Origin of the sequence: Burkholderia savannae (assembly GCF_001524445.2) — a bacterium.
Lineage (GTDB): Bacteria > Pseudomonadota > Gammaproteobacteria > Burkholderiales > Burkholderiaceae > Burkholderia > Burkholderia savannae.
The window spans coordinates 2,510,455-2,537,178 of record NZ_CP013418.1; the positions used below are offsets into that span (position 1 = coordinate 2,510,455).

The 26,724-nt window shown below is 65.9% G+C and carries 19 protein-coding genes and 1 tRNA gene; 12 read left to right on the forward strand and 8 right to left on the reverse strand.

Annotated features, from left to right (window positions below):
- Positions 1-28: 28 nt before the first annotated feature.
- Positions 29-1,714 carry a M4 family metallopeptidase gene (locus tag WS78_RS32080; RefSeq protein WP_059576614.1) on the forward strand — a complete coding sequence of 562 codons (1,686 nt, stop codon included), beginning with the start codon at positions 29-31 and terminating at the stop codon, positions 1,712-1,714.
- 245 nt (positions 1,715-1,959) lie between these two features.
- Here the strand turns inward: WS78_RS32080 and WS78_RS36715 are convergent, their stop codons facing one another.
- Entirely contained in the window at positions 1,960-2,268 is a 309-nt protein-coding gene (locus WS78_RS36715) for a hypothetical protein (RefSeq protein ID WP_152611666.1), read from the reverse strand.
- 246 nt (positions 2,269-2,514) lie between these two features.
- On the opposite strand from WS78_RS36715, the gene WS78_RS32095 reads away from it, so the two are divergent.
- The gene (locus tag WS78_RS32095; protein ID WP_059577005.1) at positions 2,515-4,086 is read left to right on the forward strand and encodes a xylulokinase; all 1,572 of its coding nucleotides are present in this window, start codon (positions 2,515-2,517) and stop codon (positions 4,084-4,086) included.
- A 112-nt stretch (positions 4,087-4,198) separates the two neighbouring features.
- On the opposite strand, the gene WS78_RS32100 is transcribed toward WS78_RS32095, so the two are convergent.
- Positions 4,199-5,104: a membrane protein gene (locus WS78_RS32100; RefSeq protein ID WP_038746138.1), complete on the reverse strand. Its 906-nt coding sequence runs from the start codon at positions 5,102-5,104 to the stop codon at positions 4,199-4,201.
- A 183-nt stretch (positions 5,105-5,287) separates the two neighbouring features.
- Between WS78_RS32100 and WS78_RS32105 the strand changes: the two genes are divergently transcribed.
- A complete protein-coding gene (locus tag WS78_RS32105) occupies positions 5,288-6,709 on the forward strand; it encodes a pyridoxal phosphate-dependent decarboxylase family protein (protein ID WP_059576611.1) in 1,422 nt (473 codons plus the stop codon).
- Between the two features lie 49 nt (positions 6,710-6,758).
- On the opposite strand, the gene WS78_RS32110 is transcribed toward WS78_RS32105, so the two are convergent.
- From WS78_RS32110 to WS78_RS32125, 3 genes are all read right to left on the reverse strand, one after another.
- Positions 6,759-7,187 (reverse strand): GFA family protein, encoded by a 429-nt coding sequence (locus WS78_RS32110; protein ID WP_038746144.1) that lies wholly within the window; start codon positions 7,185-7,187, stop codon positions 6,759-6,761.
- 186 nt (positions 7,188-7,373) lie between these two features.
- Positions 7,374-7,691 carry a TFIIB-type zinc ribbon-containing protein gene (locus WS78_RS32115; protein WP_059576608.1) on the reverse strand — a complete coding sequence of 106 codons (318 nt, stop codon included), beginning with the start codon at positions 7,689-7,691 and terminating at the stop codon, positions 7,374-7,376.
- 174 nt (positions 7,692-7,865) lie between these two features.
- Complete coding sequence (locus WS78_RS32125; protein WP_038746150.1) at positions 7,866-8,621, reverse strand: TerC family protein; 756 nt, start codon at positions 8,619-8,621, stop codon at positions 7,866-7,868.
- A 137-nt stretch (positions 8,622-8,758) separates the two neighbouring features.
- Here WS78_RS32125 and WS78_RS32130 point away from each other — a divergent pair, with 137 nt between their 5' ends.
- Together WS78_RS32130 and WS78_RS32135 are read left to right on the forward strand one after the other, a co-directional pair.
- Positions 8,759-9,640, forward strand: coding sequence for a LysR family transcriptional regulator (locus tag WS78_RS32130; protein WP_038746152.1), 882 nt, complete (start codon positions 8,759-8,761; stop codon positions 9,638-9,640).
- 752 nt (positions 9,641-10,392) lie between these two features.
- A tRNA-Val gene (locus WS78_RS32135) sits at positions 10,393-10,469 on the forward strand.
- Between the two features lie 724 nt (positions 10,470-11,193).
- Here WS78_RS32135 and wecB read toward each other — a convergent pair.
- Positions 11,194-12,408 carry a non-hydrolyzing UDP-N-acetylglucosamine 2-epimerase gene (gene wecB, locus WS78_RS32145; RefSeq protein WP_038746329.1) on the reverse strand — a complete coding sequence of 405 codons (1,215 nt, stop codon included), beginning with the start codon at positions 12,406-12,408 and terminating at the stop codon, positions 11,194-11,196.
- Between the two features lie 928 nt (positions 12,409-13,336).
- Positions 13,337-13,552 carry a hypothetical protein gene (locus WS78_RS32155; protein WP_059576603.1) on the reverse strand — a complete coding sequence of 72 codons (216 nt, stop codon included), beginning with the start codon at positions 13,550-13,552 and terminating at the stop codon, positions 13,337-13,339.
- 109 nt (positions 13,553-13,661) lie between these two features.
- Between WS78_RS32155 and WS78_RS32160 the strand changes: the two genes are divergently transcribed.
- The 7 genes from WS78_RS32160 (at position 13,662) to glmS (ending at position 23,782) form a co-directional block, all read left to right on the forward strand.
- Entirely contained in the window at positions 13,662-15,236 is a 1,575-nt protein-coding gene (locus WS78_RS32160) for a glycosyltransferase family 2 protein (protein WP_038746332.1), read from the forward strand.
- A 3-nt stretch (positions 15,237-15,239) separates the two neighbouring features.
- Positions 15,240-16,229 (forward strand): polymer-forming cytoskeletal protein, encoded by a 990-nt coding sequence (locus WS78_RS32165; RefSeq protein WP_059576600.1) that lies wholly within the window; start codon positions 15,240-15,242, stop codon positions 16,227-16,229.
- 13 nt (positions 16,230-16,242) lie between these two features.
- A complete protein-coding gene (locus tag WS78_RS32170) occupies positions 16,243-17,457 on the forward strand; it encodes a YaiO family outer membrane beta-barrel protein (RefSeq protein WP_059576599.1) in 1,215 nt (404 codons plus the stop codon).
- Positions 17,458-17,468: 11 nt separating this feature from the next.
- Positions 17,469-18,272, forward strand: coding sequence for a hypothetical protein (locus WS78_RS32175; protein WP_059576594.1), 804 nt, complete (start codon positions 17,469-17,471; stop codon positions 18,270-18,272).
- Positions 18,273-18,596: 324 nt separating this feature from the next.
- Complete coding sequence (locus WS78_RS32180; RefSeq protein ID WP_059576590.1) at positions 18,597-20,750, forward strand: polysaccharide deacetylase family protein; 2,154 nt, start codon at positions 18,597-18,599, stop codon at positions 20,748-20,750.
- Positions 20,751-20,839: 89 nt separating this feature from the next.
- Complete coding sequence (locus WS78_RS32185; protein ID WP_038746335.1) at positions 20,840-21,922, forward strand: hypothetical protein; 1,083 nt, start codon at positions 20,840-20,842, stop codon at positions 21,920-21,922.
- 42 nt (positions 21,923-21,964) lie between these two features.
- On the forward strand, positions 21,965-23,782 hold the full coding sequence (glmS, locus tag WS78_RS32190) for a glutamine--fructose-6-phosphate transaminase (isomerizing) (protein ID WP_059576587.1): 1,818 nt from the start codon (positions 21,965-21,967) through the stop codon (positions 23,780-23,782).
- A 438-nt stretch (positions 23,783-24,220) separates the two neighbouring features.
- Here the strand turns inward: glmS and WS78_RS32195 are convergent, their stop codons facing one another.
- Positions 24,221-26,551 carry an AAA family ATPase gene (locus tag WS78_RS32195; RefSeq protein WP_059576584.1) on the reverse strand — a complete coding sequence of 777 codons (2,331 nt, stop codon included), beginning with the start codon at positions 26,549-26,551 and terminating at the stop codon, positions 24,221-24,223.
- Positions 26,552-26,724 lie beyond the last annotated feature (173 nt).

Below are 26,724 nucleotides of genomic sequence, written 5' to 3' on the forward strand. Positions count from 1 at the left end.
ACCACGCATTCATTATCTGGAGGATTACATGAAGAAACTTTCCTTCCTGCTGTCCGTCACCGCGATTTCGCTCGCCAGTCTCAGCGCGTTTGCGCAAGCCGGCGACCAGCCGGCCGCGGTCGACCGGGCGCTGCAATTGATCCAGCAGAACCCGGCCGCCTTCAACCTGGCCGCCGGCAGCGCCGCGCGCACGCTGAAGTTCGCGGCCGCGCCGCCGGGCGCGCCGGCGGAGGGCGACCAGTTCCAGGTGCGCGACGTGATCGTCGACCCGGACGGCACCGAGCACGTGCGTTTCGACCGCTTCTATGCGGGGCTGCCCGTGATCGGCGGCGACGTCGTCGTGCACTCGAATCAAGGGCAACTGAAGCAGGCGAGCCTGACCCAGCCCGTGCCGATCGATCTTGCCGGCAAGATCGGCAAGGTCGGCGAGCGCTTCGTGGTGCGCAACGCGCCCGATGTGGGTGCGGCCGCGGCCCGGCGCGCCGCGGCCAAGCACTTCGGCGCGGACGTGCGCCGTGTCGACGGCCCGGATCTCGTCGTGTTCGCGCGCGACGCCGCGCCGACGCTCGCCCACGCGGTGCGCGTGTACGGCAAGGCGACCGACGCGCACGGCGAGGCCGTGCTCTACTACGTCGACGCGCGCACGGGCAACGTGCTCGACGCGCAGGATCTGATCAAGACCGCCGCCGCAACCGGCACCGGCCGTTCGCTGTACTACGGAAACCTGTCGCTGACGACCGACCAGACCGGCACGAACGCGTACCGGATGCTCGATCCGACGCGCGGCAGCGGCTCGGTGTACGACGGCCGCGGCCTGACCTCGGACGAAGTCGAGCTGGCGACCGATCTGCCGATCTTCACGAGCAGCACGAACGTGTGGGGCGACAACACGACGAGCAACCGGCAGACCGTCGCGGCCGACATCGACTACGGTCTCGCGCTGACCTGGGATTACTACAAGACCACGCACAACCGCAACGGCATCTTCAACGATGGTCGCGGCGTGAGGAGCTACGCGCACGTGGTGTTCGACACCGGCAGCGGCACGACCGGCGCGAACGCGGCATGGCTGTCGTCGCGCGTGATGGTGTACGGCGACGGCGAGCCGGGCAGCCGCCTGCCGAAGCCCGTCGTATCGGTCGACGTGGCCGGGCACGAGATGAGCCACGGCGTGACCGAAGCCACCGCGAACCTGAACTATTCGGGCGATGCGGGCGGCCTCAACGAGTCGACTTCCGATATCTTCGGCACGCTCGTCAAGTACTACGCGAACAACCCGAACGATCCGGGCAACTACGTGATCGGCGCGCGCATCACGAGCGGCGGCCTGCGCAAGATGTACAAGCAGGATCTCGACGGCCGGTCGTACAGCTGCTATCCGTCCAGTGGCTTCACGTGGACGAATCCGCATTACTCGTCGGGCGTCGGCAACCGCTTCTTCTATCTGCTCGCGGAAGGCCCGGTGGTGCCGGCGACCGACACCGGGCTGTCGAAGAGCCAACTGGTCTGCAACGGCGACACCAGCTTCAGCGGCCTCGGCCGCGACAAGGCGGGCAAGATCTGGTATCGGACGTTGACTGTGTACTTGACCTCCAACTCCAGCTACTCGAGCGCGCGGCGCGCGTCGATCCAGGCGGCGAACGACCTGTACGGCGCGAATTCGGCTGAGAGCGCAACGGTTGCGCGCGCGTGGAGCGCGTCCGGCGTGAACTGACGACGCGGCGTATCGGCGGCGGCGTGCCCGCCGGCCGGGAAGCCCGTTCCTGCGGGCTTCCCGGCGATTCTCGATGCGCATGATTGGATCAAGCCGCTTCACGGCGGCGCATCCGTTTTCCATGGCGACGCTATGTCGTCGTGCGGAGAAGCGAACGAGGCGCACGAAGCGAAGACGCGAACGAAGCGAAACCAGCGCGCATGTCGGTCATCGATGCGGACGTTGGACCATTCAAGCCCATCGTTTCACGCCGTGCCCTCCAGCGACGAAACGCCGAAGGTCAAGCATTTCATCGCACCGCTCGCGCGCCACGCGCAAGGGGCCGTCACGACGCCGTCGATGAATGCATGATGCGGCAGAGCATCCGGCGCATCCGGCGCAACCGGCGCGGCGATACGAATTGACGGAATCACTTCACTGCAGGCGGACGTTGCCATCACGCCTTGCGTGATGGCCGCAGGCGAGAAACGACCGAGAAAGTCGATCGCGGATGCATTGCGGATCGCTGCTTTCCTGTTGCGCGTTCGCCAAATCGATCCGCTCGGCATCGACATCAACCGGTTCGTTCACCTACCCATCGCGATTGAGCGGGGCACGTCGAACATTGCGTCATGTGCGGGCCCGGCGTGCATCGAGCGCCGCGATGTCGCTCGCGTCGTTCGCCTGCGGTTCGCCGATGTGAAAATGCTCGAACCGGCTGCACGCGGCGGCGACGCGCGATATCGCCGAATCCTTCCGTGACGCGATCCGTCGACTATGCTTCAGACGTGTACCGCAACGTCCCGATGAAAGGAGGCGCGATGACGGAGCCTGGCCCCTGCGTGTTGGCGATCGATCTCGGAACGAGCGGCCCGAAGGCCGCCGTCGTCTCGCTCGACGGGCGGGTCGTCGCGGCGGCGCGCGAGGCGGTCGCGACGCTGTCCGTGCCGGGCGGCGGCGTCGAGCAGGACCCGCTCGACATCTGGCGCGCGGTCAAGCATGCGTGCGTCGTCGCGCTGCACGCATCGGGCGTCGCGTCGCGCGACGTGCGCGCGATCGCATGCAGCAGCCAGTATTCTTCGATCGTGCCCGTCGGCGCGGACGGCGCGCCCGTCGCGAACATGATTCTCTGGCTCGACCGGCGCGGCGCGCCGCGCGCGATGCGCGACGTCGCACATTACCCGAAGCGGGCCGATTCGCTGCTGCGGCAGTGGCAATGGCTGCGCGTGCATGGATTGCCGCCCGTCGAAGGCGGGATCTCGCTCACGCACATGCGCTATCTGAAGTATGCGAAGCCCGACGTCTACGCGCGCACCGCGACGTTTCTCGAACCGATGGACTATTTGAATCTGCGCTTCACGGGGCGCGCGTGCGCGAATCAATGCACGGCGTTCATGTCGCTTGCGATCGACAACCGCCGCCTGAACGCGACGCGCTACGATTCGCGGCTCGTACGTTACTCGTGCATCGATGCCGACAAGCTGCCCGAGCTGCTGCCGATCGACGCGATCGTCGGCCGCGTGTTGCCCGACGTCGCCGACGAACTCGGCTTGCCGCGCGATACGCCGGTGGTTGCGGGCCTGAACGACACGCAGGCGGGCGGCATGGGCGCGTGCGCGTTCGCGGGCAAGCACGCGGCGCTGTCGATCGGCAGCTCGAGCGTGATGATCGCGCACGTGCGGTTCAAGCGAACGGATATCCGGCACGCGATTCTCAGCATGCCGAGCCCGGTGCCGGACACGTATTTCGTGATGGCGGAAAACGGCGTCGGCGGCGCGGCGCTCAAGCACTTCATCGAGCAGCAGGTCTATGCGGACGATCCGTTCGGCGCGCTGCCGCGCGACGATTGCTTCGCGCGCCTGCAAACGGCGATCGACGCGACGCCGCCAGGCAGCGGCGGCGTGCTGTTCCTGCCGTGGCTCGCGGGATCGCTCGCGCCGTGCGCGGACGCATCGATGCGCGGCGGCTTCGTCAATCTCGGGCTCGACGCGACGCGCAGCCACCTCGCGCGCGCGGTGCTCGAAGGCGTCGCGATGAATCTGCGCTGGCTGCGCGGCCCTGTCGAAGCATTCGCGAAGCGGCGCTTCTCGCACTTCGTGCTCTACGGCGGCGGCGCGGAATCCGACGCATGGTCGCAGATCGTCGCGGACGTGCTGAACGCGCCCGTGCATCGCGTCGAGCAGCCGCAATACACGACGTGCGTCGGGGTTGCGCTGCTTGCGTTCCAGCGGCTCGGCTTGCTCGATCTCGACGATTTCGGCGTACGCGTGCGGATTCGCGGTGTCCACGAGCCGAACCGCGCGAACGCGGACGTCTATGCCGAAATGTCCGCGCGATTCGTCGACGCGTTCAAGCGTAATCGGCCCGTTTTTCGCGCGATGCAGCGTGTTTAGGCACACGAACGAATCGCTCGCCGGCGCGCTGCGTCGTCAGCCTCGGTTCATACCCGGTGCGTGCGCGCGCGTCGGCGGCCGCGCGCGAGCCGACGCGCAAACCGGGAGCCGCTCAGCCCGGCGCGTAACACGAGAGCCAGTCCTTGACGTAAAAGCACTTCCAGCTCGAGTTGATCGGCAGGTTGAGCGAAGGAGCGGGCGGCGTGGCCGGCGACGGCTTCGGATCGTTCGGCCCGCTCGCGCGGCTCGACTGATCGACGGACACCGGATAGGGGACGTTCGCGAGAATGCCGCCGTACTGCTTGCCGAGCACGAAGCCGACGGGCGTCACCAGCATGTAGGCGCCCGGATTGCCCGATGTCGCAGTCGACCACACGGGCTGCCCCTTGTTGTAGACGACGAGATTGCCGTCGGGCTGCATCGCGACGCTGTCCGACGCGAAGCTCTTGTTCCACAGGTAATAGGTGACGTTGTTGAAGATCTGCAGCGATTGGCGTCCGTTGAGCACCGGGAAGTTCAGCCCGAACGGATAGCCGACGACCGTCGTGAGCGCGCCGCTATTCGGCGTGATCGATGCGAACGGCCAGGTGAACGAAGGATAGCCGCCCTGCGGCGGATAGATCGCGACGACGCCGAAATCCTCGACGACCGCGTACGAGCCCGGAATGGGCGCGGGGCCGTAATACCAGTTGCTCCAGACGACGTCGTTCCCCGAATAGAATGCGAGCCGGCCGTCGGTCTGCATGACGAGCCGATCGCCTTTGCCCACGTAGAGCGCGCCCTCGGGCTTCGTTCCGAAGAATTGCGACATCGAGCTCGCGCCCCATGCCTGCGTCGGGAATTTATAGTGGAAATACAGCTTGCCGCTCGCGGCGTCGATGCCGAATGCGAAATTGCCGTTGTTCGACATCGCGTATTGCCCCGCGACCAATGTGCCGCCCGATGGAATGATCGCCCCCGCCATTGCCGACATCGATGAGCACAGCATCAACAAGAAAGCCAATGCGTATCTCTTCATGACGTGTTCCGATTTTTATTAGGATGTCATGCTAAGCATAGCGTGAACGAAAGGAACGTACAGGGAATTTTTAATGTGTTAATTAGGCAGCCTTAATGTGAACGGCGAGGTGGAATCATCGGCAGTGCCGTCGGCATCGACGCACGTCCGAAAGCCGATGCCGGTTCCGATCAGGAGGGCGTGATGGATCTCGAAGAAGGCGTCAAAGTGCTTTATCCGTATGCGGCCGAATTCGGCGCGATGCACGGCTTTCCCGAGCGCGGCATGCCGCGCGAGCGCTTGCTCGAAGAGCTGCGATCGATGGCCGCGCGCGAAGACTTCAAATGGGAACACGGCCGCTGCTCGGGCACGATGTACTGCGGCGATCACGAACATTATGCGTTCCTCAACGAAGCGTACGGGCTCTTCAGTCACGTCAACGCGTTGCAGCGCGACCTGTGCCCGAGCATGAACCGGATGGAAAGCGAGATCGTCGCGATGACGGTCGCACTGCTGCACGGCGAGGCCGTGACCGGGCATGACGGCGCGCATCGCGCATGCGGCGCGCTGAGCCTCGGCGGCACGGAGAGCATCCTGAACGCGACGCTCGCGTATCGCGACAAAGCGCGCGCCGAACGCGCAATCGTGCGGCCGCGGATGATCTGGCCCGCGTCGGCGCATCCCGCGTTTCGCAAGGCCGCGCATCTGTTCGGCATCGACGTGATCGTCGCGCCGGTCGATCCGCAAACGATGCGGGTCGACGTCGATTTCGTGCGCGATGCGATCGACGCCGATACCGTGATGATCGTCGGCTCGGCATGCAATTATCCGTACGGGACGATCGATCCGATCGAGGCGCTGTCCGACGTCGCGATCGACAAGCACGTGTGGCTGCATGTCGACGCTTGTCTCGGCGGCTGGATTCTGCCGTGGGGGGAAACGCTCGGCTATCCCGACATTCCGGTTTTCGATTTCCGCTTGCCCGGCGTCACGTCGATCTCGGCCGATACGCACAAATACGGCTACGGACCGAAAGGCGGCTCGGTGCTCGCGTGGCGCGACGCGAGCTTTCGCCGGCACCAGTACTTTTTGATGACCGACTGGGCGGGCGGCGTATACGGGTCGCCCGGTTTGGCCGGCAGCCGTTCGGGCGGCCTGATCGCCGCGACGTGGGCGGCGCTGCGCGGCCTCGGGCGCGAAGGATACCTGGCGCGCGCGAAGGCGATATTCGATACGGCGTTCGACATGCAGGCCGCCGTGCGCGCGATTCCGGAACTGCGCGTGCTCGGCAGGCCGACGTTCTGTTTCGCGTTCGCGTCGGACGCGTTCGACATCTATCACGTGAACGACTGCATGCGTCGGCACGGCTGGCGCTTCAACGGGCTTCAGTGTCCGGACGCGCTGCACATGTGCGTGACGGGGCCGCAGACGCAGCCGGGCGTCGTCGAGCGATTCAGGCGGGATCTCGGCGAGGCGGTCGACTATGCGCGACGCCACGCGGATGCGCGCCCGCAGTCGAGCGGCGTCTATGGCGGCGATTCGGCCGGGCTCGACTTGCGCGACGATGCGCAGGCGAGAGCGTTCTTCACGCAGGTGCTCGATCTGTTTACCGACTGTCCGCTTTAGGCCGCGATGCATGGAGCCGTGCGCGCCGATCGAGCGCGATGGTCGAGCGTCACGAGTCGCCGGTCGGTCCGTCCCAGCCGTCGAGATATTTCGGCAGTTCGTCGCGCACGTCGACGATTCGCTGCCGATAGAACAGATGCATCGTCGGCCGCAGCGCGTCGGGCAGCTCGCCGCCCGTGGCGCGCGCGACGATCGCGTTCGGCACGACGCGCATGCCGAGCCGGTTCGTGCCGAACACGGTTTCGCCGCAGGCTGCGCAGAACCTGCGGGACAGGTGCTTCGCCGGATGCGTGAACGTCGCGGCGTCGCCTTCGGCGACGGCGACTTGCTCGGCCGGCCAAGCGGTTGCCGACAGCATCGGCGCGCCGTAGAAATCGCGGCATGACGCGCAGTGGCAGTTGGCTCGCGCGGCCGGCTCGCCCGTCAGCGTCACGCCGACGGCGCGGCATAGACATCGAATGGAACGCGTTGCGGTCATCTCGTCTCCAGCGGTGAGCCGGCGAGTATAAGACAAGCGCCGCGCGCTTCGGCGTGAACAAGATGCGTTGCGCGCGGCCGGCTCGTCGGCGAATCGGATCGCCGCGCGCGGGTTCGTCGAGCGACGGACGCTCGCTGGCGCGGGCGTGTCGCCGCGCCGCCGGCATCGATCGCGCCGACGCCTGCCTTAATCGAAATCGAACATGTCGAACAGCGATTTCTTTTTCCGATACCCGCCGTGTTGCGGCCGGTAATGACCGTCGTGCTCGTACCCGTCATGCCGGCGCCGATCGTCGTGCGCGTTGTGCGCGGGCGGCGCTTCGCGGGCGGTATCGCGCGCGGCGTCGCGTCGACGCTCGCCTGCATCGTCGTCGGCACGGGCCATGAGCTTGTCGAGCTCGCCGCGGTCGAGCCATACGCCGCGGCACGCCGGGCAGTAGTCGATCTCGATCGATTGCCGTTCTGTCATCAGCAGCTCGGGCGTCACGCAAACAGGGCATTTCATCGTGCAACTCCTTTCGAGGGCGCGCGGACGAGCCGCGCTTCGTTTCCCGCCGCGCGTCCGGCACGGCCAGGCGGCGCGACGTTTCGCTTCGTACGGCCCGATCGAGCCGGGCCGTGCAAGCAGTTCGCACCGCACTGCACTGCATCGCGTCACGTCACGTCGCGCGGCGGCGCGTCACTGCACGGCGATCCGCTTCGCGTGCTTTTCCTTCGCGCGCCGCGCGAGCATGTTCATTCCTTCGACGAAGGCGGAGAACGCCATCGCCGCGTAGATGTAGCCCTTCGGCACGTGCGAGCCGAAGCCTTCCGCGATCAGCGTCATGCCGATCACCATCAGGAAGCTGAGCGCGAGCATCACGATGGTCGGGTTGCGGTCGATGAAGCGCGCGAGCGGGCCGGCTGCGAACAGCATCGCCGTGACGGCGGCGATCACCGCGACGAACATGATCGGGACGTGCGTCGTCATGCCGACCGCGGTGACGATGCTGTCGATCGAGAACACGATGTCGAGCATCAGGATCTGGCTGACCGCAGCCCAAGTCGTCAGGCCGGCGGCGTTCGTCGGGCCGGCTTCGTTCGAGCCGTCGTGCGACACGTGGTGATGCATCTCCTTCGTCGCCTTCCAGACGAGGAACAGGCCGCCCGAGATCAGGATCAGGTCGCGCCACGAGAACGCGTGATCGAACAGCGTGAATACCGGCTCGGTGAGCCGCGCGATCCATGCGACCGTGCCGAGCAGCGCGAGTCGAAAGATCAGCGCGAGCCCGATGCCGAGGCGCCGCGTGCGTTCGCGCTGCGCTTCGGGCAGCTTGTTGCTCAGGATCGAGATGAAGATCAGGTTGTCGATGCCGAGCACGATCTCCATCGCGACGAGCGTCACGAGCGCGGCCCAGACGGCGGGATCGGCGGCGAGGGTCAGCAGGTAGTCCATGTGCGGTGTCGGACGGGGTGTCCGTCGAATGTCGAAGTCGTGATGATCGGCGCTTTCATGTTTCGAAAAAATCAGTTGAAATCTGATCTATCATTCGGTTTTTACGAAGTATCGATGACGATGGGGGCGAGGGCGCGATGCTGAATTTTCGCCATCTGTACTACTTCTGGGTCGTCGTGAAGGAGGGCGGCTTCGCGCGCGCGGCCGGGCGGCTCGACATGGCCGTGCAGACGATCAGCGCGCAGGTGCGCGAGCTGGAAAGATCGATCGGGCATCAGCTGTTGAAGCCGTCGGGGCGGGGCGTGGCGATGACGGACGCGGGGCAGGCCGCGTTCGCGCGCGCCGAGGAGATCTTCCGGATCGGGCAACTGATCGAGGACGAGGTGCGCGAAGCGGCGCGCGGGGAGGGCGCGCGGCTCGCGGTCGGGCTGACGGACGGCATTTCGAAGCTCACCGCGCACGCGGCGCTCGAGCCCGCGCTCGCGGCGCCGTCGCTGCGGCTGCTTTGCCATGACGGCGAATACGAGGAACTGCTCGCTGAGCTCGCATTGCACCGGCTCGATCTGGTGCTCGCGGGCGAGCCCGCGCCGCGCCGCGCGAACCTGCGGCTCGCGAGCGAGCGGATCGTCGCGTCGCCCGTCGACTGGTACGGGCCGACCGCGATGGCATCGGCGGCGCGCGGCCGCTTTCCGCAGTGCCTGGCGGACCTGCCGGTGCTGTTGCCGACCGGGCACGCGGTGCTGCGCATGCGGCTCGATCGCTGGTTCGACGCGCACGGCATCCGGCCGCGGATCGTCGGCGAATTCGAGGACAGCGCGCTGATGGCCGTGTTCGCCGCGCGCGGTCTGGGCGTGTTTCCGCTGAGCGAGCCGGGCGCGGGCGACGTCGCGCTGCTGCGCGGGTTGAGGCGGCTCGGGCGCGCTGACGGCGTGACCGAGGAGATCTACGCGATCCGCTCGCAACGCGGGCAGCATCATCCGCTCGTCGCGCAGGTGCTGGCCGCGGCGGCGCGAGGGTGAGCCGCATGATCGTGCGCGGCCGGCCGTGTGCCGACGCGCACGTCGCGGTCGTTCGCGAGTGTCCCGAGCGCCGTGCTCGCCGTGCTTGCTGTTGCCGCGCTCGCCGGCCTCGACCGGCCTCGCCCGGCCGACGCGAACCGCGTGCATCGGCGACGATGCGCGCTCGGGCGACCGTTGTTGCAGCCTGGTTGAGAAGTTGCCGTTCGATGTCGTCGCGTCTTGTTCCGCGGCGCGTCCTGGCCGACGCGGAAGGCGAACGGCGAACGGGACGCCGGCTTTCGCCGACCGTCGCCCTCGGTTGGCTGAGACGCATTGGCTTGCGAAGCCTTCGTGTGCATTCGTGCAATACGTCCCGCTTGCTGTCGATCGTGAACGTGCGGCCTCTTTCTTCGACCGCCGCGCTTGCCGATCCTTTGCTTGCGATTGCGTTTCCGCCTGCAATGGCGGGCGCTGCGAATCCGTCCAGTGCCGGCGACGAAGCTTATCGCCGAGACGTCGGCGCGTTCGGATATGTCACCTAACGCGCCGCATTTGCACGGGTCGTCAAGCGTTCACCCCTGCGGAAGTCCGGCGACGCGGCGCACGTGGGACGGCGGCCGCTTGCACTTCATCGCGCCCGACGCCGCCGCTTCCGCCGTTGCATCCGGCGCCGATCGGTTCGGACGGGCGGCCCATCGACGCAGTCGATCCGAGAATTTTCCAAAAAGGGCTTGTGTGCGCGTGCGAGGCTCTCTATAATTCGCGCCTCACACAGGCTCGTAGCTCAGTTGGTTAGAGCACCACCTTGACATGGTGGGGGTCGTTGGTTCGAATCCAATCGAGCCTACCAACGCACATCGGACGCGGATGAACAGCGCAGCAAAGCCCTCTTGGGCGAGCGCTTTCATCCGCGTTCTTCTTCATGCAGCGCTCGACGCTCGTCCTTCGCATCGACGGGGCGGTCCGCGCGGTTTCTCGCATTCTTCAATTTTCGGCATGACGTTCGACGCGCGGCGCGGTGGGTGATCGCACATCGCATAGGCATGTGCGATCGCGTACGTGCGTTGATGTCACGCCGTGCTCCGAGCATCGGAATCGCGGAGTGGCGTGCGTTCGGCGGATGGGCGGGTTGCATCGAACGGCGCGTGAATCGCATCACATCGCGCATTGCCTGCGGAGCATCGCGCGTCATGCCGCGCGCGTGCCTCGCACGCGGTACGCTACTGGCGCACCACGCACCACGCACCACGCACCACGCACCACGCACCACGCACCGCGCACCACGCGTCACACGTCACACGTCACACGTCACACGTCACACGTCACACGTCACACGTCACAAGCGCCGCGTCACCGCTGGCGACAGCGCCGCCCCGTCGGACACTGCGTCGCGCGCGGCCCGTGTTCGCAGCCGCACGCGCCGCACCCGATGCAGCCTCCGCCGATCCGCGCCGGCAGCGACGTGACACGCCGCCGCCCGATCACCGGATGGCAGCCGCGCGCGCACGCGCACACGTTGCCCGCCCGGGCGCTCGCGCAGACGTCGCGGCCCGCGTGCCGCCAGACGATCACGTTCACGCCGACCTCAGCGCGCGCAAGCCGAGCGCGAGCGCGTTGCATGGCGCTTCGATCGCGGCGAGCGGGAAGTGCGCCGTGTCGGTCGCGTACGGCATGTTCAGCAGCGCATGGACGATCCGCTCGCTCGCGTGGCCGTCGCCGTACGGATTCGACGCGCGCGACATTTCGTCGTACGCATCGTCGTCGTCGAGTAGCCGCGACGCCTCGCCCACGATCCGCTCGGTGTTCGTGCCGACGAGCCGCGCGGTGCCCGCCTGGATCGCCTCCGGCCGTTCGGTCGTGTCGCGCGTGACGAGCACCGGCTTGCCGAGCGCGGGCCCTTCTTCCTGGATGCCGCCCGAATCGGTGATGATGAAATGCGCGCGCGACATCAGGAATACGAACGACAGATATTCCTGCGGCGCGATCAGATGGATGTTCGGCAGCCCGTCGAGCAGCGAGTGCGCCGGCTTCTGCACGTTCGGATTCAGATGCAGCGGATAGATGAAGCGCACGTGCGGATAATGCAGCGCGAGCGTGCGCAGCGCGTCGCAGAAATGCGCGAACGGCTCGCCGAAGCTCTCGCGCCGATGGCCGGTGATCAGCACGACGCGCTCGTCTCGGCCGAGGAACGGAAACTGCGCGGCGATTTCGCGGGAAAGCGGCGCGTCGGCGTCGAGCATGCGCTTCACGTCCTGCAATGCGTCGATCACCGTGTTGCCGGTCAGCACGACGCCCTGCGTCGGCACGCCTTCGCTGAACAGATTGTGCTGCGCGCGCTCGGTCGGCGCGAAGTGCCACGACGACACCGCGTCAGTCACGCGGCGGTTCAGCTCCTCGGGCCACGGCGACCAGATGTCGCCGCTGCGCAGCCCCGCTTCGACGTGGCCGATCGGCAAGTAGCGGTAGAACGCGGCGAGGCTCACCGCGAGCGTCGTCGTCGTGTCGCCGTGCACGAGCACGACGTCCGGATCGAAATCGTCGAACACGGCGCCGATCGTCTGAAGGATTCCTGTCGTCACGTCGGTCAGCGTCTGGCTTTGGCGCATCACGTTCAGATCGTACGCGGGCGCGATGTCGAACAGCGAGAGCACCTGGTCGAGCATCTGGCGATGTTGCGCGGTCACGCACACGCGTGCGTCGACGTCGGCTCGCGCCTGCAGCGCACGCACGAGCGGCGCCATCTTGATGGCCTCGGGACGAGTGCCGAACGCAAGCAGGATTTTCTTCATCTTCATCCCCGATTCACGGTTGTTCCGGTCGATCGGGCACGCGGCGCGGCGGCCGCGTGCCGTGAAGCTCGACGTGCGAGCGAACGGCGCGCGCGAACGGCGTCGCGCGATCGGACGCGCGACGCGGTCCGCCGCGCGTCGCGCGACGGTATTTCGACGTCCGTGCGCAGCGTGTCCGCGACGATTCGTCGTGCGAATCGCATCGCGACCGGCTGGCTCGGCCGTGGCGATTGGGCGGTCACGTCATGTATCGCTCCTCGTGGTCTCGGGATTGGCGCCGCGTCGCGGTGCACGACCGCGTGCGCCGCATGTGGCACACCGTTTCGTCCTTTGAGCAATATTTAAACCAGCATCGTCGCCGCCAAGGCGGACGGCGCCGGCCGCGGGCCCGGCGCGCGGGAACGTCTCGCGGCTGTTACGGCGCATTACCGCTTTGCCCGGCGCGGCATGCAGGCGCCGCTTGCGGCGTCTCGGCGGCACATGGATGCGGCCGCGCAACGCCGGCCGCGCATCCATGACGACGTTCGCCGAAAACCTTTGGGCGCTTGGGTTCCGCGCTCGCGCGCGGCTTTCGGGCACACCGCGCGACGAATGCCGCGCGGCGGAGTTCGTCAGGGATTTCCCGGCCGCGCTCGGCCGAAGGCGGGCTGCCGGCGCCGCCTTCGCGAAACGTTTCGATTCTGAAACGCGGCCGCTTCGCAGGTTTCGCGGACGCGAGAGACATGCCGCGTACGCGCGCCGGAGTCAATCGTTTGCGGCGGGCTCGCATGCCGCGCGCGCCGCGACGACGGAACTGCGTGCGCGTTCCCGTTGCGATGGCGCGCGGGCGCGGCGCGGCCGCTCGGCGTATGCGCGCATGCGATCGCGCGTTGCGCGACGCACGCCGTCTTGCGAGCGACGGCGGCCCCGGCGTTGATTCGCCGATGAATCAAAACGCGTCGCGCGCGTCGTCGCGCGAACCCGCGCTTCGCCTCGAAACCCTTGTCGCGCGGACTTTTCCGGGCGATGGCTCGCCCTTTGCTTTGAACCAGCGCAGATCCGTTCCGACGCGATTCGACGACAACACACCAAAGGAACGGCCGATGTGACGAAGCCGGAAACCGGCGGCGCGGCGCGTGTTCCGCGCGGCGTCGACGCGCGACATGCGACATGCCGCATGCGACGCGCGCGCGGCGCGCAGCGCCGGTTTCCTTTTGCACGTCCGTGCGGGGGCGAGCGCAAGCCGCTGCCGACACGGGCACGGGGACATGAGCATGAAGAACAGGCGGGCGATGTCGTTGTGCGTGGAATGCGTGCTGCTGCTGATCGTGTTCGCATGTTCGCTGGCCGTGCGCGACACCGCGTCGCGCCCGGCATCCGCTTTGCTCCCGTCGATCCCGCTCGTGCGCGCGACGCAGGTGGCCGAGCAGGTCGGCGCGCTCGCCGAGCCGAGCCGGCCGCACGCCGAAGCGATCGCATTCCCGCTCGCGGAATCCGCGCCGCTCGATGCGCCGCCGCTTTTCGCGGCCGTCCGCACGACCGTCGCCCGTGTGCTGGCCGCTTCCGGCAAGGGAATCGTCATCGGCCTGTGCGCGGCGTATCTGTGGTCGTTCGCGCTGCTGACTTTCGTCTACGCGACGCGCCACTACGTATTCAGCCTCGATCGCCTGTTCAAGCCGCAAAGCGCGCCGTATCGCGCGATCACGCGTGCGGACTGGCCGGAGATCACGGTGTTCGTGGCCGCGCACAACGAGGAAGCGGTGGTCGTCGATTGCCTGATGGCGCTCCTCGCGACGACCTATCCGCGCGACCGGCTGACGATCGTGCCCGTCAACGACCGCTCGACCGACAACACGCGCGCGCTGATCGACGAAGTGCAGGCGCTCGCGCCCGATCTCATCAAGCCGTTTCACCGCGAGAGCGGCAAGCCCGGCAAGGCGGCGGCCCTGAAGGACGCGCTGCGCGAGATCCGCGGCGACATCATGGTCGTGTTCGATGCCGACTATCTGCCGCGCCCGGGCCTGCTCGGCGAACTGGTCGCGCCGTTCTTCGATCCGGAAGTGGGCGCGGTGATGGGCCGCGTCGTGCCGCAGAACGCGGATCGCAACCTGCTCGCGCGGCTGCTCGATCTCGAGCGCGCGGGCGGCTATCAGGTGAACCAGCAGGCGCGCAACAATCTCGGCCTCGTGCCGCAATACGGCGGCACGGTAGGCGGCATCCGCAAGAGCGCGCTCGACGCGGTCGGCGGCTGGCGCGACGACACGCTCGCCGAAGACACCGACATGACGTACCGGCTGCTGCTGAGCGACTGGCGCACCGTCTATCTGAACCATGCGGAGTGCTACGAGGAAGTGCCGGAGCGGTGGCCCGTGCGGGCGCGCCAGCTCACCCGCTGGGCGAAGGGGCACAACCAGACGCTGTTCCGCTACCTGATTCCGCTGCTGCGCAGCCCGGTGACGTCGCGGCGTTGCCGCCTCGACGGCGCGCTGCTGCTCGGCGTGTTCACGATGCCCGCGCTCCTCGCGCTCGCGTGGGGCATCGCGCTCGCGCTCTATCTGACGAACGGCATCGATTCGCTCGCGCTCGGCCTGCTCGTTTCGGTGTTCGCGCTGTTCGCGTTCGGCACGTTCGGCAACTTCGGCGTGTTCTTCGAGATCGTCGTCGCCGCGCGCCTCGACGGCCGCGCGACGCGGCTGCGGCTCGTGCCGGTGAACGTCGTCGGATTCTGCGTGACGATCGCGGCCGTCATCGCCGCGCTATGGGGGCTCGCGCTCGACGTGCTGCTGCGTCGCGAGCTGCGTTGGGACAAGACCGAGCGCTTTCGCCGGCCGCTGAAATCGGGACGATGAGCGATGACGACCTTCAACGTGATCATGCCGGTGGCCGGAATGCTCAGCCTGCCGTTTCTGCCGCTTTTGAACGAGCTGGTGAGGCGCAGCGACGTCAGTGCGCTGCCGATCGGCGACGGCCCGTTCGTCGACTATCCGCGTCGCGCCGAGCAGTGGCTCGACGCGTTGCGCGCGAACGCGCGCGGCGAGCCGCTCGCGCAGGGCGAAGCGGCACCGTGGCAGGCGCTCGGCCTGCGCGTCGAGCACGTCGACGCGCTCTGCCTCGCGCGCGGCGACCGGCGCGACGGCGTGCTGTATGCGGACCGGATGATCTCGCTCGGCGCGGGCGCGCAAGCGGCATACGCGTTCGCCGAGGAGCGCATCGAGATGCGCGCGGGCGCGACGCTCGGCGGGTTCGCGTACGCGCCGAACGTCGACATCGACAACACGCTCGTACACGGCGCGGTGATCGGGCAGACGGTGCGCATGCACGGCTGCGGCGGCTTCGCGAATCTGCACGGCACGCCGATCGTGTTCGGCCGCGTCGCGCGCGCGCTCGGCCGCGACGGCACGCTGGCGCCGCATCGCGCGCTGTCGCTCGCGAGCCGCCTGGCCGGCGTTCCGCACCGCGTGCTGGACGGCCGCTATCTGGTGCATCGCGACGTGCGCATGCCGTCGCACACGATCCTGCACGGCACGCTGATCGTCGAGGGCCGGCTGACGCTCGGCGAGGGCTGCGTGCTGATCGGCAGCGTGAAGGCGCACAGCGTCGTGCTCGAATGCGATGCGCTGTTGAACGGCGCGGTGTTCGCTCGCGACGACGTGCTGCTCGACGACGCGAGCTGCATCGACGGCGTCGTGTCCGCGGGCGGCCTGTTGCGGCTGACGGGCGCACGCATCGGCGCGGCCGATCATCCGGTCAGCGCGTGCGCGCGCGACGTGTCGGTGGTCGGCCATGCGTGCGTGCACGGCGATCTCGTCGCGTGGCGCAGCGGCTGGTATCACGCGTCGTAACAAGGAGATCGACATGCATGCGCTTTGTTGCCGGCGCGACCCGCCCGTTCCTCTCGCCGCCCTCGCGCTTGCGTGTGCGTGCGCGCTCGGCGCGCCGAACGCACATGCGGCGCCGGCTTCCGGCGACGTGCCGGTCGCGGCCGCCGCCGACGCGCCTATTGCGGTTTCCGTCGCGTCGTCCGCGCCTGTCGCCGTGCCGGCTGCCGCTGCTGTTGCCGTGCCGACCGCGGCGTCGCCCGAGCCGTCCGCGTCGCGCTTGTCGTCCGCGCCGAACGCGATCGCATCGGCGTCCGCGTCCGCATCCGCATCTGCGTCCACGGCGACGTCCGCGTCCGCCCCCCTTTCGGCGCCGCCGGCTGCGCCGCTCGTCATCGTGCCGCGAGAGTTCGACGACATGGCGCTCGTGAAGGTCGATTCGGAAGGCATGCCCGACGGCTATCCGCTCGCCGAGGTCACGCCCGATCAGGAGAACCAACCGACATTGCCGGAAGCGATCGTCACGCACGTCCAGGCGCCGGCGGAGCGGCACACGGAGCTGTCGCTCGCGTATTCGATGGCGCACGTGACGAACGGCTATGGCGACTGGTACGGCGTGCATCTGCGCGGTCTCTATCAGGCGGGCGGCCGCACGTTCATCGGCGAGCTCGCGCAACTGCACCGCTTCCACGAGAGCACGCAGCTCGGCGCGATCACGTACGTACAGGACATGGGGCCGGACTGGTTCGGCGCCGTCGGATTGTCCGGCACGACGTCCGGCACGATTCTGCCGAGCGCGCGCGTCGACCTGTCGCTCAACCGCAAGCTGCTGTCGAACCGGTCGCTCGTGTTGTCGGCGGGCGCGGGCTACGCGTGGAACCGCAACGGTCACCGCGATCAGCTTTATCACCTCGGCGCGATCTGGTATGCGGTGCCGAAGTGGATCTTCGAGGCGGGCTGGAACTACACGGTCGACTCCCCGGGTTCCGTGAAGGCGCCTGCGTATTACGGCGCGGTCACGTACGGCGAGGTCGGCAAGAGCGTGATCGTGCTGCGCGGCAGCTTCGGCCGCGAGGCGTATCAGGCGATCAGCAACAACGCGCAGATCACCGATTTCCGCAGCCACGAGGTGTCGCTGAAGTGGCGCTACTGGTTCACGCGCAAGTGGGGCACGCAAGTCGAGTTCGACTACTACCACAACCCGTACTACTCGCGGATCGGCGGGGAGGTCGGGATGTTCTATCGGTGGTGACGGGCGGGCGCATGGATACCGATCCCATCCCGTCGCCCGATGATCGTTCGCTGCGCACGCACGCGCATCCGCGGCGCTGGCTCGCATCGGCCGCGCTACTCACGCCCGCGCTGTACGCGCTGCTATGGTTCGCGCTGCCGTACGCGTGGCGGTACTGGTGCGCGGTGGTCGGCTGGGGTGCGCGACAGATCGATCCGTCGCTGGACGCGGTCGTGCTCGGCTATCCGGCGCACGCGCTGCGCGTGCCGCTGCTGTCGATCAATCTCGCCGCTCGGATGCCGAGCGGCGCGCTGCTGTTCGCGACCGCGGCGGCCTGCGCGGCGGGATTCTCGGCCACGTTCGTTCGTCGGGCGAGATGGCTGCCGGTTGCGTACCTGCTGAGGATCGCGACGTTCGCGCAGCTGATGATCTGCCTGTATTTCTGGACGATGTACGGGCCGCCCGCTGCCGCCGCCTCGCCCGCAGGCGCGGTGGCGGATACGTTCCCGTACGACGCATCGCTTCATCTGCGAGACGTGTTCGTGATGAACGTCGCGGCGATCGCGCTGATTCCGCTCGTGATGGCGGCGCTCTACTACCCGCTCGATTTCTCCCTCGCGCAGAAGGCGTTCGCGTCGCTCCTCGTACTCGGTTATTTCATGGCGGCGCTGCCGTTCGTGCTGCTGCTGCACGCGGTCGTCATCTATCACGGCTCGCTGCTGTTCGTGCCGTTCTGCTATTTCGTGCTCGGCGCGCCGTTGCTGATCGGATTGCTCATCACGCTCTACAGCTATTGCGCGAGCTGGCACGGCGCGTTGACGCGAGAGCCGCCGTGAGCGGCCGACGAGAGAAACCGCTTCCGTATCAGCGCTGAGACGATTTCGCGAGATTTCGTCGGGAGGGCGCCGCACGATCGGCCGCAGAGCCTGATCGATCGGGCATCCGAAGCAAATGGCACGGAGCTCGCTTTCACCGGGGGGTAGGTCCGATTGCCGTGCCGCGCCGAATGGGCGCGGCGCAGTCGTCGGAAGACGCCGGGCAATGCGCCGGCGTGACAAACGGCCATCACATCCACGAGGCCGGGGCCGGTGTGCCGGGCGGCGCGTCTGACGCGCCGCAGCCGGTCGCGAGCCGCCCTTCCCTGAAGAGAGGAGCGAACCATGTTGGCGAAGTCAGGCAAATTCCTGCGGGTCGTGTTCGCGTTGTTCGCGCTCGCGCTTGCGTTCGGGCCGGGCGTTGCGCGCGCGGTCACCAATCAATTGCTGCTGCTGGTTCCGGACACGCTCACGCTGCCCGATCCGAGAGTGTCCGCGTGGCTCGACAGCGCGCAAGAAGAAGGGCTTCAGATCAAGCTGATCACGGATAGTCAGTTCATGCAGGCGGGCGCGACGCTGTCGCAATATCCGGGGCTCATCCTACCCGACCAGGTGCATACGGTTGCCGACGACACGCTCGTCACCGCAATCCAGAACTATGCGCTGAATGGCGGCAAGGTGATGCTCGTCTATGATTTCGGCGTGCTGAATTCTGCGGGCTTCTATCCGGTTCCGAAGTCGCGCTTCAGCTCGATGGTGGGCGTCGATTACGTGCTCTACAGCCAACTGCTCGGCAACACGATCGGCCTCGGCAACGTGACCGGCATGAGCAGCTGGCTGCGCACGATTCAGGTGCCGCCCGGCAAGTCGATGGCGTGGACGACGACGTCGTCGTCCACGACGACGAGCGCGCTGCTGTCGGCCGCCACCGGCACGACAAGCGCGGCCACGACCGGCACGGCCACGTCGGGCACGCTGATGTACCTGAGCGCGAGCCCGTCGAACCCGGGCGGTCTGCAGGGCTACAACCACAGCGCATGGTTCGGCTATACGCTGCCGAAGGACGGCAAGGGCACGTTCACGTCGACCGCGCCGAAGCTGACGGGGTTCGTCACCGGCAAGCCGGTGAAGTCGGGCACGTACAGCGCGAGCTCTCTGACGACGAGCACGTCCACGACGCTGACCGGAACCGCGAGCACGCTGCTCACGACGGCGGGGACGCTGACCGACACGCTCGAAGGCATCTCGGGCTACGTGTACGGCTTCCTCACGTATCCGAGCTTCGTCACGCAAGGCACGTACACCGGCACGACGATCCTGACCTCGCCGAGCTTTGGCCTCGTATCGGGCTACAACACGTACGGCAACGGCGGCGTGCTGTTCGTGAACCTGCCGCTCGCGTACCTCGACGGCCAGACGGACGGGATGCTGATCCACGGCTTCCTGCATTACTTCGGCACGGGCCTGTTGAGCCTGCCGTCGCTGTCGAATCTGCCGAGGGCGCGGGCCGGGCTCGTGTTCAACTGGCACTTCTGCGCGGAAGACCAGATTCAGCCGGCGCAGACTCTGAAGAACCTCGGCGTGTGGGCGAACGGCCCGTTCTCGATCGTGTTCACCGCCGGCCCCGACGAAGCGACGTTCGGCGACGGCGACGGCATCAACCTCGACTACAATTCGACCGCGCTGAATCTCGTCAGGTACTTCCTGTCGAGAGGACATCACGTGGGCAGCCACGGCGGCTGGATTCACGACTACTGGGGCGCGTATGCGAGCGAGACGGACCAGAGCACGTTCCAGCAGTATCTGGTGATGAACCATCAGGCCGTGATGACCGCGACGGCGATGCCCGACGTCGAATACGCGGCGCCTGAAGGCAACACGCCGACCTGGTCCGTGAACTGGCTCGAAGCGAACGGCTTCAACGGCTATTACTTCACGGGCCACACCGGTTCCGAGCCGACCCGCGCGTATCGCAACGGCGCATTGTTGAACCCGGGGCTGTGGGCGTATCCGGTGATGCCGTTCGGCAAGTACGCGACGTTCGAGGAATTCCAGCAGTACGGCGTGTCGACGACCGACATCACGAACTGGTACACGAACCTCATCAACTTCGTGGTCGCGAACCGCACGAGCCGTCTGATCTATGCGCACCCGTACGGCGCGTCGTTCTACCCGACCGTGCTGACGTCGATCTTCACGCAGGCGAACGCGTTGAAGCTGCTCGGCCAGTTCAGGTGGTACACGATGAGCGACATCACGAACTTCGACCGCTCTAGGCTGAACGTGGCGTGGTCGGCGACGGACATGGGGGCGAGCTGGGCATTCCACGCGAGCCACCCGACGAGCCTCGCGAACATGACGTGGCTGTTGCCGAAGGCGAAGTACGGGATGCCCGTCGTGACGCAGGGCTCGGCGAGCGTCGATTATTCCGATCCGACGAACTGGCTCGTGATTGCCGGCGCCGGCACGAGCCTCACGTTCACGAGCGCGAAGATGTAGTGACGCGGCAAACGCGTCGCCGCGCGCGGCTTCGGCCGCGCACGGCGGCGGCGACCTCGAAGCCCAACCGCGCGCAAGCGCACGACATCATGAACCGGCCCGCGCTCGTCGCGGCCGCTCGCGCATGCGGGGCGGCTCGCCTTCTGCTACGCCGCGCATCGCGCGTCGTACTGCTTGCCATGTGCGGCGTCGCGTTGTGCGCGCACGCCGCCGAGCTGCAACTGAGCGGCTATTACCAGCGGCCCGACGGCGCGATCACCGTGCGCCTGAACGGGGCCGGCATCGATCCGTACTTCGCGGCGAAGGCGCTTCTCGCCGCCGCCGACGCGCAGCTCGACGCGCACCGGGCCGCGCGCGCATGGATTGCATGGCTGCTGCCGCGCCAACGCGCGGACGGCGGCTTCGACCGCTTCTGCGTGAAGGACGGCCAATACACCGCATGCGCGGATGCGGATGCGGACGATTCGATGATGGCGACGTGGATGGAACTGCTCGCGCGCTTCGCGCCGCAGAACGGGATGCCGGCGAACTGGGAGCGCAGCCTCGCGCGGGCGAGCGCGCATCTCGATACGTTGCTCGACAAACGCACGGGCGTCTACCAGATTTCGCCGACGCTGCACGTCGCGCTGTTGATGGACAACGTCGAGGTGCACAGCGCGCTGCAGGCGCTCGCCGCGTATTACATCCGCCGCTCCGACTACACGCACGCGGGCCCGTGGAGCCAGCGCGCCGACCGGCTGTCGGCGGCGATCCTGCAGGTGTTCTGGCGCGGCACGCAGTCGGGCTTCCGGGCGAGCACGCAGCAAATCGGCGACACGAGCTTCTACCCGGAGAAGGTCGCGCAGGTGTTCCCGATCCTGTCGGGCATCCGCGTGCCCGATCAATCGAACGCGACGATCTACGCGCAATGGATGCGCCGCTACGGCAAGACGTGGCTGCAACTCGCCGGCACCGATTTTCCGTGGGGCTTGATCGCGCTCGTCGCGTACAAGATGAACGACTGGAACACCGTCGCGTGCTGGCACGCGCGCTCCGGTCCTTACCGGCACGGCCCGCACTGGAACGTGCTCGAGGAGACGCTCTATCTCGCATTCGAAAGCAAGATGGCCGATCCGGTCGCGCCCGCGCGCTGCGGGTTCACGACGGCGTCGGCCGCCGCCGTGCTGCGTTGAAGAAGACGCGCGGGCATCGCTAGTCACTGGAGGTAACGAGTCATGTGTGGCATCGTCGGCGCGGTTGCGCAACGGAACATCGTTCCGATTCTGATCGAAGGCTTACGGCGTCTCGAATATCGCGGCTACGACTCGTGCGGCGTCGCGACCCTGGTTGACGGCGAGGCGCGACGCGAACGCAGCGTGTCGCGCGTCGCCGATCTCGAAGCGCACGTGCGCACGGCCGGCCTCACCGGCAGCACGGGCATCGCGCACACGCGCTGGGCGACGCACGGTGCGCCCGCGACCTGCAACGCGCATCCGATCTTCTCGCGCGATCACATCGCGCTCGTGCACAACGGCATCATCGAGAATCACGAAGCGCTGCGCACGCAGCTGTCCGAACAGCTTTACGAGTTCGACGGACAGACCGATACCGAAGTCGTCGCGCATCTGATCCACAGCAAGTATCGCGGCGACCTGCTGTCCGCGGTTCGCGACGCGACGTCGCAATTGCGCGGCGCGTACGCGATCGCCGTGTTCAGCAAGACCGAGCCGAACCGGCTGATCGGCGCGCGCGTGGGCTCGCCGCTCGTCGTCGGATTGAAGGACGGCGAGTGCTTTCTCGCGTCGGACGCGCTCGCGCTCGCCGGCATCACCGATCAGTTCATCTTTCTCGACGAAGGCGACATCGTCGAGCTGACGCCGGGCGGCGTGCGGATCGTCGATCGCAGCGGCGCGCCGGTCGAGCGCACGGTGCAGACCGTGCCGTCGACGCAGGGCGCGGTCGAGCTCGGCGATTATCGGCACTTCATGCAGAAGGAGATTTTCGAGCAGCCGCACGCGGTGGCCGCGACGATTCCCGACGCGGGGCTCTTCGATCCGGCGGTGTTCGGCCATGACGCGCGGCGCGCGTTCGAGCAGATCGACAACGTGCTGATTCTCGCGTGCGGCACGAGCCACTACGCGGGACTGACCGCGCGCCGCTGGCTCGAGACGATCGCGCGGCTACCCGCGCAGGTCGAGATCGCGAGCGAGTACCGGTACAGCGACGCGGTCGCGATGCCGAATACGCTGATCGTCGTCGTGTCGCAGTCGGGCGAGACGGCCGACACGCTCGCCGCGCTGAAGTACGCGCAGGCGCTCGGCCACATCGACACGCTCGCGATCTGCAACGTCCCGACGAGCGCGATGATGCGGCAGACCGGGCTGCGCTTCCTGACGCGGGCGGGCCCGGAGATCGGCGTCGCGTCGACGAAGGCGTTCACGACGCAGCTCGTCGCGCTCTTCATCCTGGCGGTCACGCTCGGGCGAATGCGCGGCCGCGTCGACGACGCGCAGCTCGCGCGCTACACGCAGCAACTGCGCCGCCTGCCCGGCGCGCTGGAGGACGTGCTCGCGCTCGAGTTGGAGGTGGCGCGCTGGGCGGACGAGTTCGCCCGGCACGAGAACGCGCTTTTTCTCGGGCGCGGGCTGCACTATCCGATCGCGCTCGAAGGCGCGCTGAAGCTGAAGGAGATTTCGTACATTCACGCGGAAGCGTATCCGGCGGGCGAGCTCAAGCATGGGCCGCTCGCGCTCGTGACGAACACGATGCCGGTCGCGACGATCGCGCCGAACGACGCGCTGCTCGAGAAGCTCAAGTCGAACATGCAGGAGGTGCGCGCGCGCGGCGGGCAGCTCTACGTCTTCGCCGACGCGGACACGCGGATCGACAACCGCGACGGAATTTCGGTGATGAGGATGCCGGACTATTACGGGCTGTTGTCGCCGATCCTGCACGTCGTGCCGTTGCAACTGCTCGCGTATCACGCGGCTTGCATCAGGGGGGCGGATATCGACAAGCCGAGGAACCTGGCGAAATCGGTGACGGTCGAGTAGGGAGGGGCGGTGCGCGTCCTTGCTGATTTCGAATAGTTTCCTTTACGGACGCTCGAAATGCTTCGCTTACGGGGCCCACTGACCTGTCGAACGCCTTTACCAGCAAGGCGTACAAGAAAGTAACAAGCAACGTCGCCTACGAAAGAATGAAGGTCTGTTTGTTTGCACACGGTTAGCGGCCTGTCTGCCTGATGGGTTACCTGACGAGCCGATACGGCGAACGCAAGGAGGCAATACCGGACTTGGCCAATAACTTGGCTCGCGCGGCAATGGCTCATGAGCGGCCTGCTGAGATATCTGCATCAGACGATGAAGTCGAATGAGGGTAGCGTGTCGGGGAGTCCAGCCAGTCACACAAGAGGTTTACTCCCTACATGGTTTGGTAGAAATACCCGGCTGCAGGAATCGCAGTAGTTTTGACGCGCTCGTTCATCGTCGTCATTGTCCCGACAAGACTTGCCTCATTCTTTCGAAATGGCCGCCGTCACATTTCTCGATGAGCTCGAGCAAATCCTTTAAAACTTCTGGCGCCTCGGAGAGCGCAGAGGCATCATCATGGCCCTCAGCTATTTGCTCGGCGTGAGAATGTGTATCAAGGAACCGCAGAATGCGCGTTTTCTTGGGACCATCGAACTCGACCGTCTCCAACCTCGCATGCAACGTGTCCTCATCGGGAATCTTGAAGACCAGGAATGTTTCCAGTAAGCGCCTAGCCAAGTTTGGTAGTTCGTAGTATGTCTTAAGCGGCCCACCTTCCGGAAGCGAGCTCGCTTCCACGATTCGCTTGAAGAGATAGTGATACTCAGACTCGTAGTCGCGTAAAAACGGGTCCATAGCCTCGATAGCTGAACTTCGCTGTCCGCCAACGTATGACGCTCGCAACATGTAAAAACGTGCAGGCTTCGCCTTATGACGATTCGCATGTTTGAACCAGTTCCGCACCTGTCGGAGGAAGGTGTAGTTGTGCGTCAAAACGAACAGTTGACCCGCGTCGCATAGCTTGCGCTTCATGAAGCCGAACGCGCTATAGACGGAGTTTGAATCGAGGCTCGAGATAGGGTCGTCCACCACGACGATGCCATGCTTGAGGTCGAACGACCGGTCCTCGAGTGACTTCAAAAAGTAGAGAAATGCAATCGCAGTCCGCTCGCCCTCGCTAAGATTTGTCGCAGCCCCGCCACGTCGCACCAGTCGATAGCCGGTGTCCTCAACGGCGACTTGAATTTCATCATGGCCAAGGTAAGCACGTAGCTCCCGATTCAACTCGTCAGCAGGCTCCTGATGCCTCAAGATATCTGCCTCTAGCACGCGAACTTTCGTCTCTGACGTGGCCTTCACTTCGTCGGCTGAGGAGCGCGCCTTCGTGGCAGATTCCAACTGCTTCTGCTTGTCGAGCCATTCAGGAAGCGCGACTGCTAGTTCGTGGTCGTGCAATTTCTCACGAGCAGATTTGACCCGTTCGGTAAAGGAGCGAGTCTTTGCATTGTGTCTTTCCACAATCTGTTCAATGCGAGCAATTGTCTGCTTACCTACGAACTCGCCGAGCGCTGACGCTCCAGCACTCAGAATACGCACGAAGGTTTCCAAGAGTGATTTGTCTTCCGCCGGGATTCCATCGCCTCCCAGGAGAAAGCCTTCTAGGTCCAACGCCTCAAAAACGCGCGCTTGTTTTTGTTTCACAGCGTTGGCGAGTGCTAGTAGCCCGTGGCGAAGATTGTTGAGATTCACCTCATAGGTTCTTCGTTCCGATTCAAAGTTATCACGGAGTTCTGAATACAAGTCCTTGCTGTCAGGAAGATTGGTCCGTTCAAGTTGCTTAGCAGCAATCTCGATGCGCTCAGCTAGGCCGTGAAGGTCTTGGGTGAATCGTCTAAACTCGTCGTTGAAGTGAGCCTCGAGTCGACGCAGCCTGTTTGCGGACAGCGGCTGGTCACAAAACCTGCATGCTTTGGCGTCTTCGCCGTGCGTGTGAATTGCCAACCCGTCGCGAACCCAAGAGCCAACTGTGGGATTTGCCGCAAGTTCCTCGATTACGCTCGATATGACAGTCTTGGCCAAGGCATCCCGGACCTCGTTCCGGAGCAGCATCGCGTCGGGTATGTTTACTGCTTTCAGCTCCACCATAGGTAAGGGTTGGGCGTCTTTCAGCGTGAGCAATCGCTCACGGTCCTTGTCTGACAATGCGGACTTCGGGGCCTGAGCGAAGAGCGACATCCTTTCCCTGAAGTCAGCAGCATTGTAGTTGTTGAAGCCGCTGCCCTGGGCAACTAGTAGGTTCTTAATCGTGCGCGCAGTGTTCGTCGCGTAATCGTTTAACTCCTTCTGAGCCTTCGTCTCGTTGTCCGAGGCTTTCGTCGCGCTCTCGGCAAGCTTCGGCAACTCCAGTTTGAGTGTGTCCAATTGGCGCTGCTTCTCCGCGCTCTCCTCGCCGAAAACATAAACCGGGGGTAGCTGACCGAGCCCTCCGCTGCTGCTCTCAAAGACGCTTCGCGCCACCGTCTCGCAACTGAATACACGGACCGAGGGTAAGGCGGCAATACTGAGCTTCTTGCCTGAAACGTGGACTCCATCGAAAACAAAATCGACATCGCCTTCGACGATGTCCTTCAAATCTTGGGCCGACTTGAACAGGCCCGAAAGCGTGGTCTTCCCTGAACCGTTCCACCCATAAATGAGGTTGAATCGACCAAAGTCATCAAGACCTCTCGGCCACATGAAGTCTTTGAAGATGCGATGGTCGCGAATCTTTGCAAAGCGGTCGAGCTTCATTGTCTGCCCCCGTGCCGAACTGCGCAAAACGACATCTATGTTAGCCGTAACATGCCTTGCTACAATGTGTGCCCCGCTTCAGTGCTGAGAAGGTCTGAGGCTGTCCGGCCGCAATCATTCTGAACACATTCGTGTGATGTCAGTCCAGGTATAAATGCATGACGACAAACGTT

Excerpts from the sequence above, each read along its gene's own strand:
- WS78_RS32080 (WP_059576614.1), top strand. The coding sequence starts at position 29 with ATGAAGAAACTTTCCTTCCTGCTGTCCGTCACCGCGATTTCGCTCGCC.
- WS78_RS36715 (WP_152611666.1), bottom strand. The coding sequence starts at position 2,268 with ATGTCGATGCCGAGCGGATCGATTTGGCGAACGCGCAACAGGAAAGCA.
- WS78_RS32095 (WP_059577005.1), top strand. The coding sequence starts at position 2,515 with ATGACGGAGCCTGGCCCCTGCGTGTTGGCGATCGATCTCGGAACGAGC.
- WS78_RS32100 (WP_038746138.1), bottom strand. The coding sequence starts at position 5,104 with ATGAAGAGATACGCATTGGCTTTCTTGTTGATGCTGTGCTCATCGATG.
- WS78_RS32105 (WP_059576611.1), top strand. The coding sequence starts at position 5,288 with ATGGATCTCGAAGAAGGCGTCAAAGTGCTTTATCCGTATGCGGCCGAA.
- WS78_RS32110 (WP_038746144.1), bottom strand. The coding sequence starts at position 7,187 with ATGACCGCAACGCGTTCCATTCGATGTCTATGCCGCGCCGTCGGCGTG.
- WS78_RS32115 (WP_059576608.1), bottom strand. The coding sequence starts at position 7,691 with ATGAAATGCCCTGTTTGCGTGACGCCCGAGCTGCTGATGACAGAACGG.
- WS78_RS32125 (WP_038746150.1), bottom strand. The coding sequence starts at position 8,621 with ATGGACTACCTGCTGACCCTCGCCGCCGATCCCGCCGTCTGGGCCGCG.
- WS78_RS32130 (WP_038746152.1), top strand. The coding sequence starts at position 8,759 with ATGCTGAATTTTCGCCATCTGTACTACTTCTGGGTCGTCGTGAAGGAG.
- wecB (WP_038746329.1), bottom strand. The coding sequence starts at position 12,408 with ATGAAGAAAATCCTGCTTGCGTTCGGCACTCGTCCCGAGGCCATCAAG.
- WS78_RS32155 (WP_059576603.1), bottom strand. The coding sequence starts at position 13,552 with ATGTCGCGCGTCGACGCCGCGCGGAACACGCGCCGCGCCGCCGGTTTC.
- WS78_RS32160 (WP_038746332.1), top strand. The coding sequence starts at position 13,662 with ATGAAGAACAGGCGGGCGATGTCGTTGTGCGTGGAATGCGTGCTGCTG.
- WS78_RS32165 (WP_059576600.1), top strand. The coding sequence starts at position 15,240 with ATGACGACCTTCAACGTGATCATGCCGGTGGCCGGAATGCTCAGCCTG.
- WS78_RS32170 (WP_059576599.1), top strand. The coding sequence starts at position 16,243 with ATGCATGCGCTTTGTTGCCGGCGCGACCCGCCCGTTCCTCTCGCCGCC.
- WS78_RS32175 (WP_059576594.1), top strand. The coding sequence starts at position 17,469 with ATGGATACCGATCCCATCCCGTCGCCCGATGATCGTTCGCTGCGCACG.
- WS78_RS32180 (WP_059576590.1), top strand. The coding sequence starts at position 18,597 with ATGTTGGCGAAGTCAGGCAAATTCCTGCGGGTCGTGTTCGCGTTGTTC.
- WS78_RS32185 (WP_038746335.1), top strand. The coding sequence starts at position 20,840 with ATGAACCGGCCCGCGCTCGTCGCGGCCGCTCGCGCATGCGGGGCGGCT.
- glmS (WP_059576587.1), top strand. The coding sequence starts at position 21,965 with ATGTGTGGCATCGTCGGCGCGGTTGCGCAACGGAACATCGTTCCGATT.
- WS78_RS32195 (WP_059576584.1), bottom strand. The coding sequence starts at position 26,551 with ATGAAGCTCGACCGCTTTGCAAAGATTCGCGACCATCGCATCTTCAAA.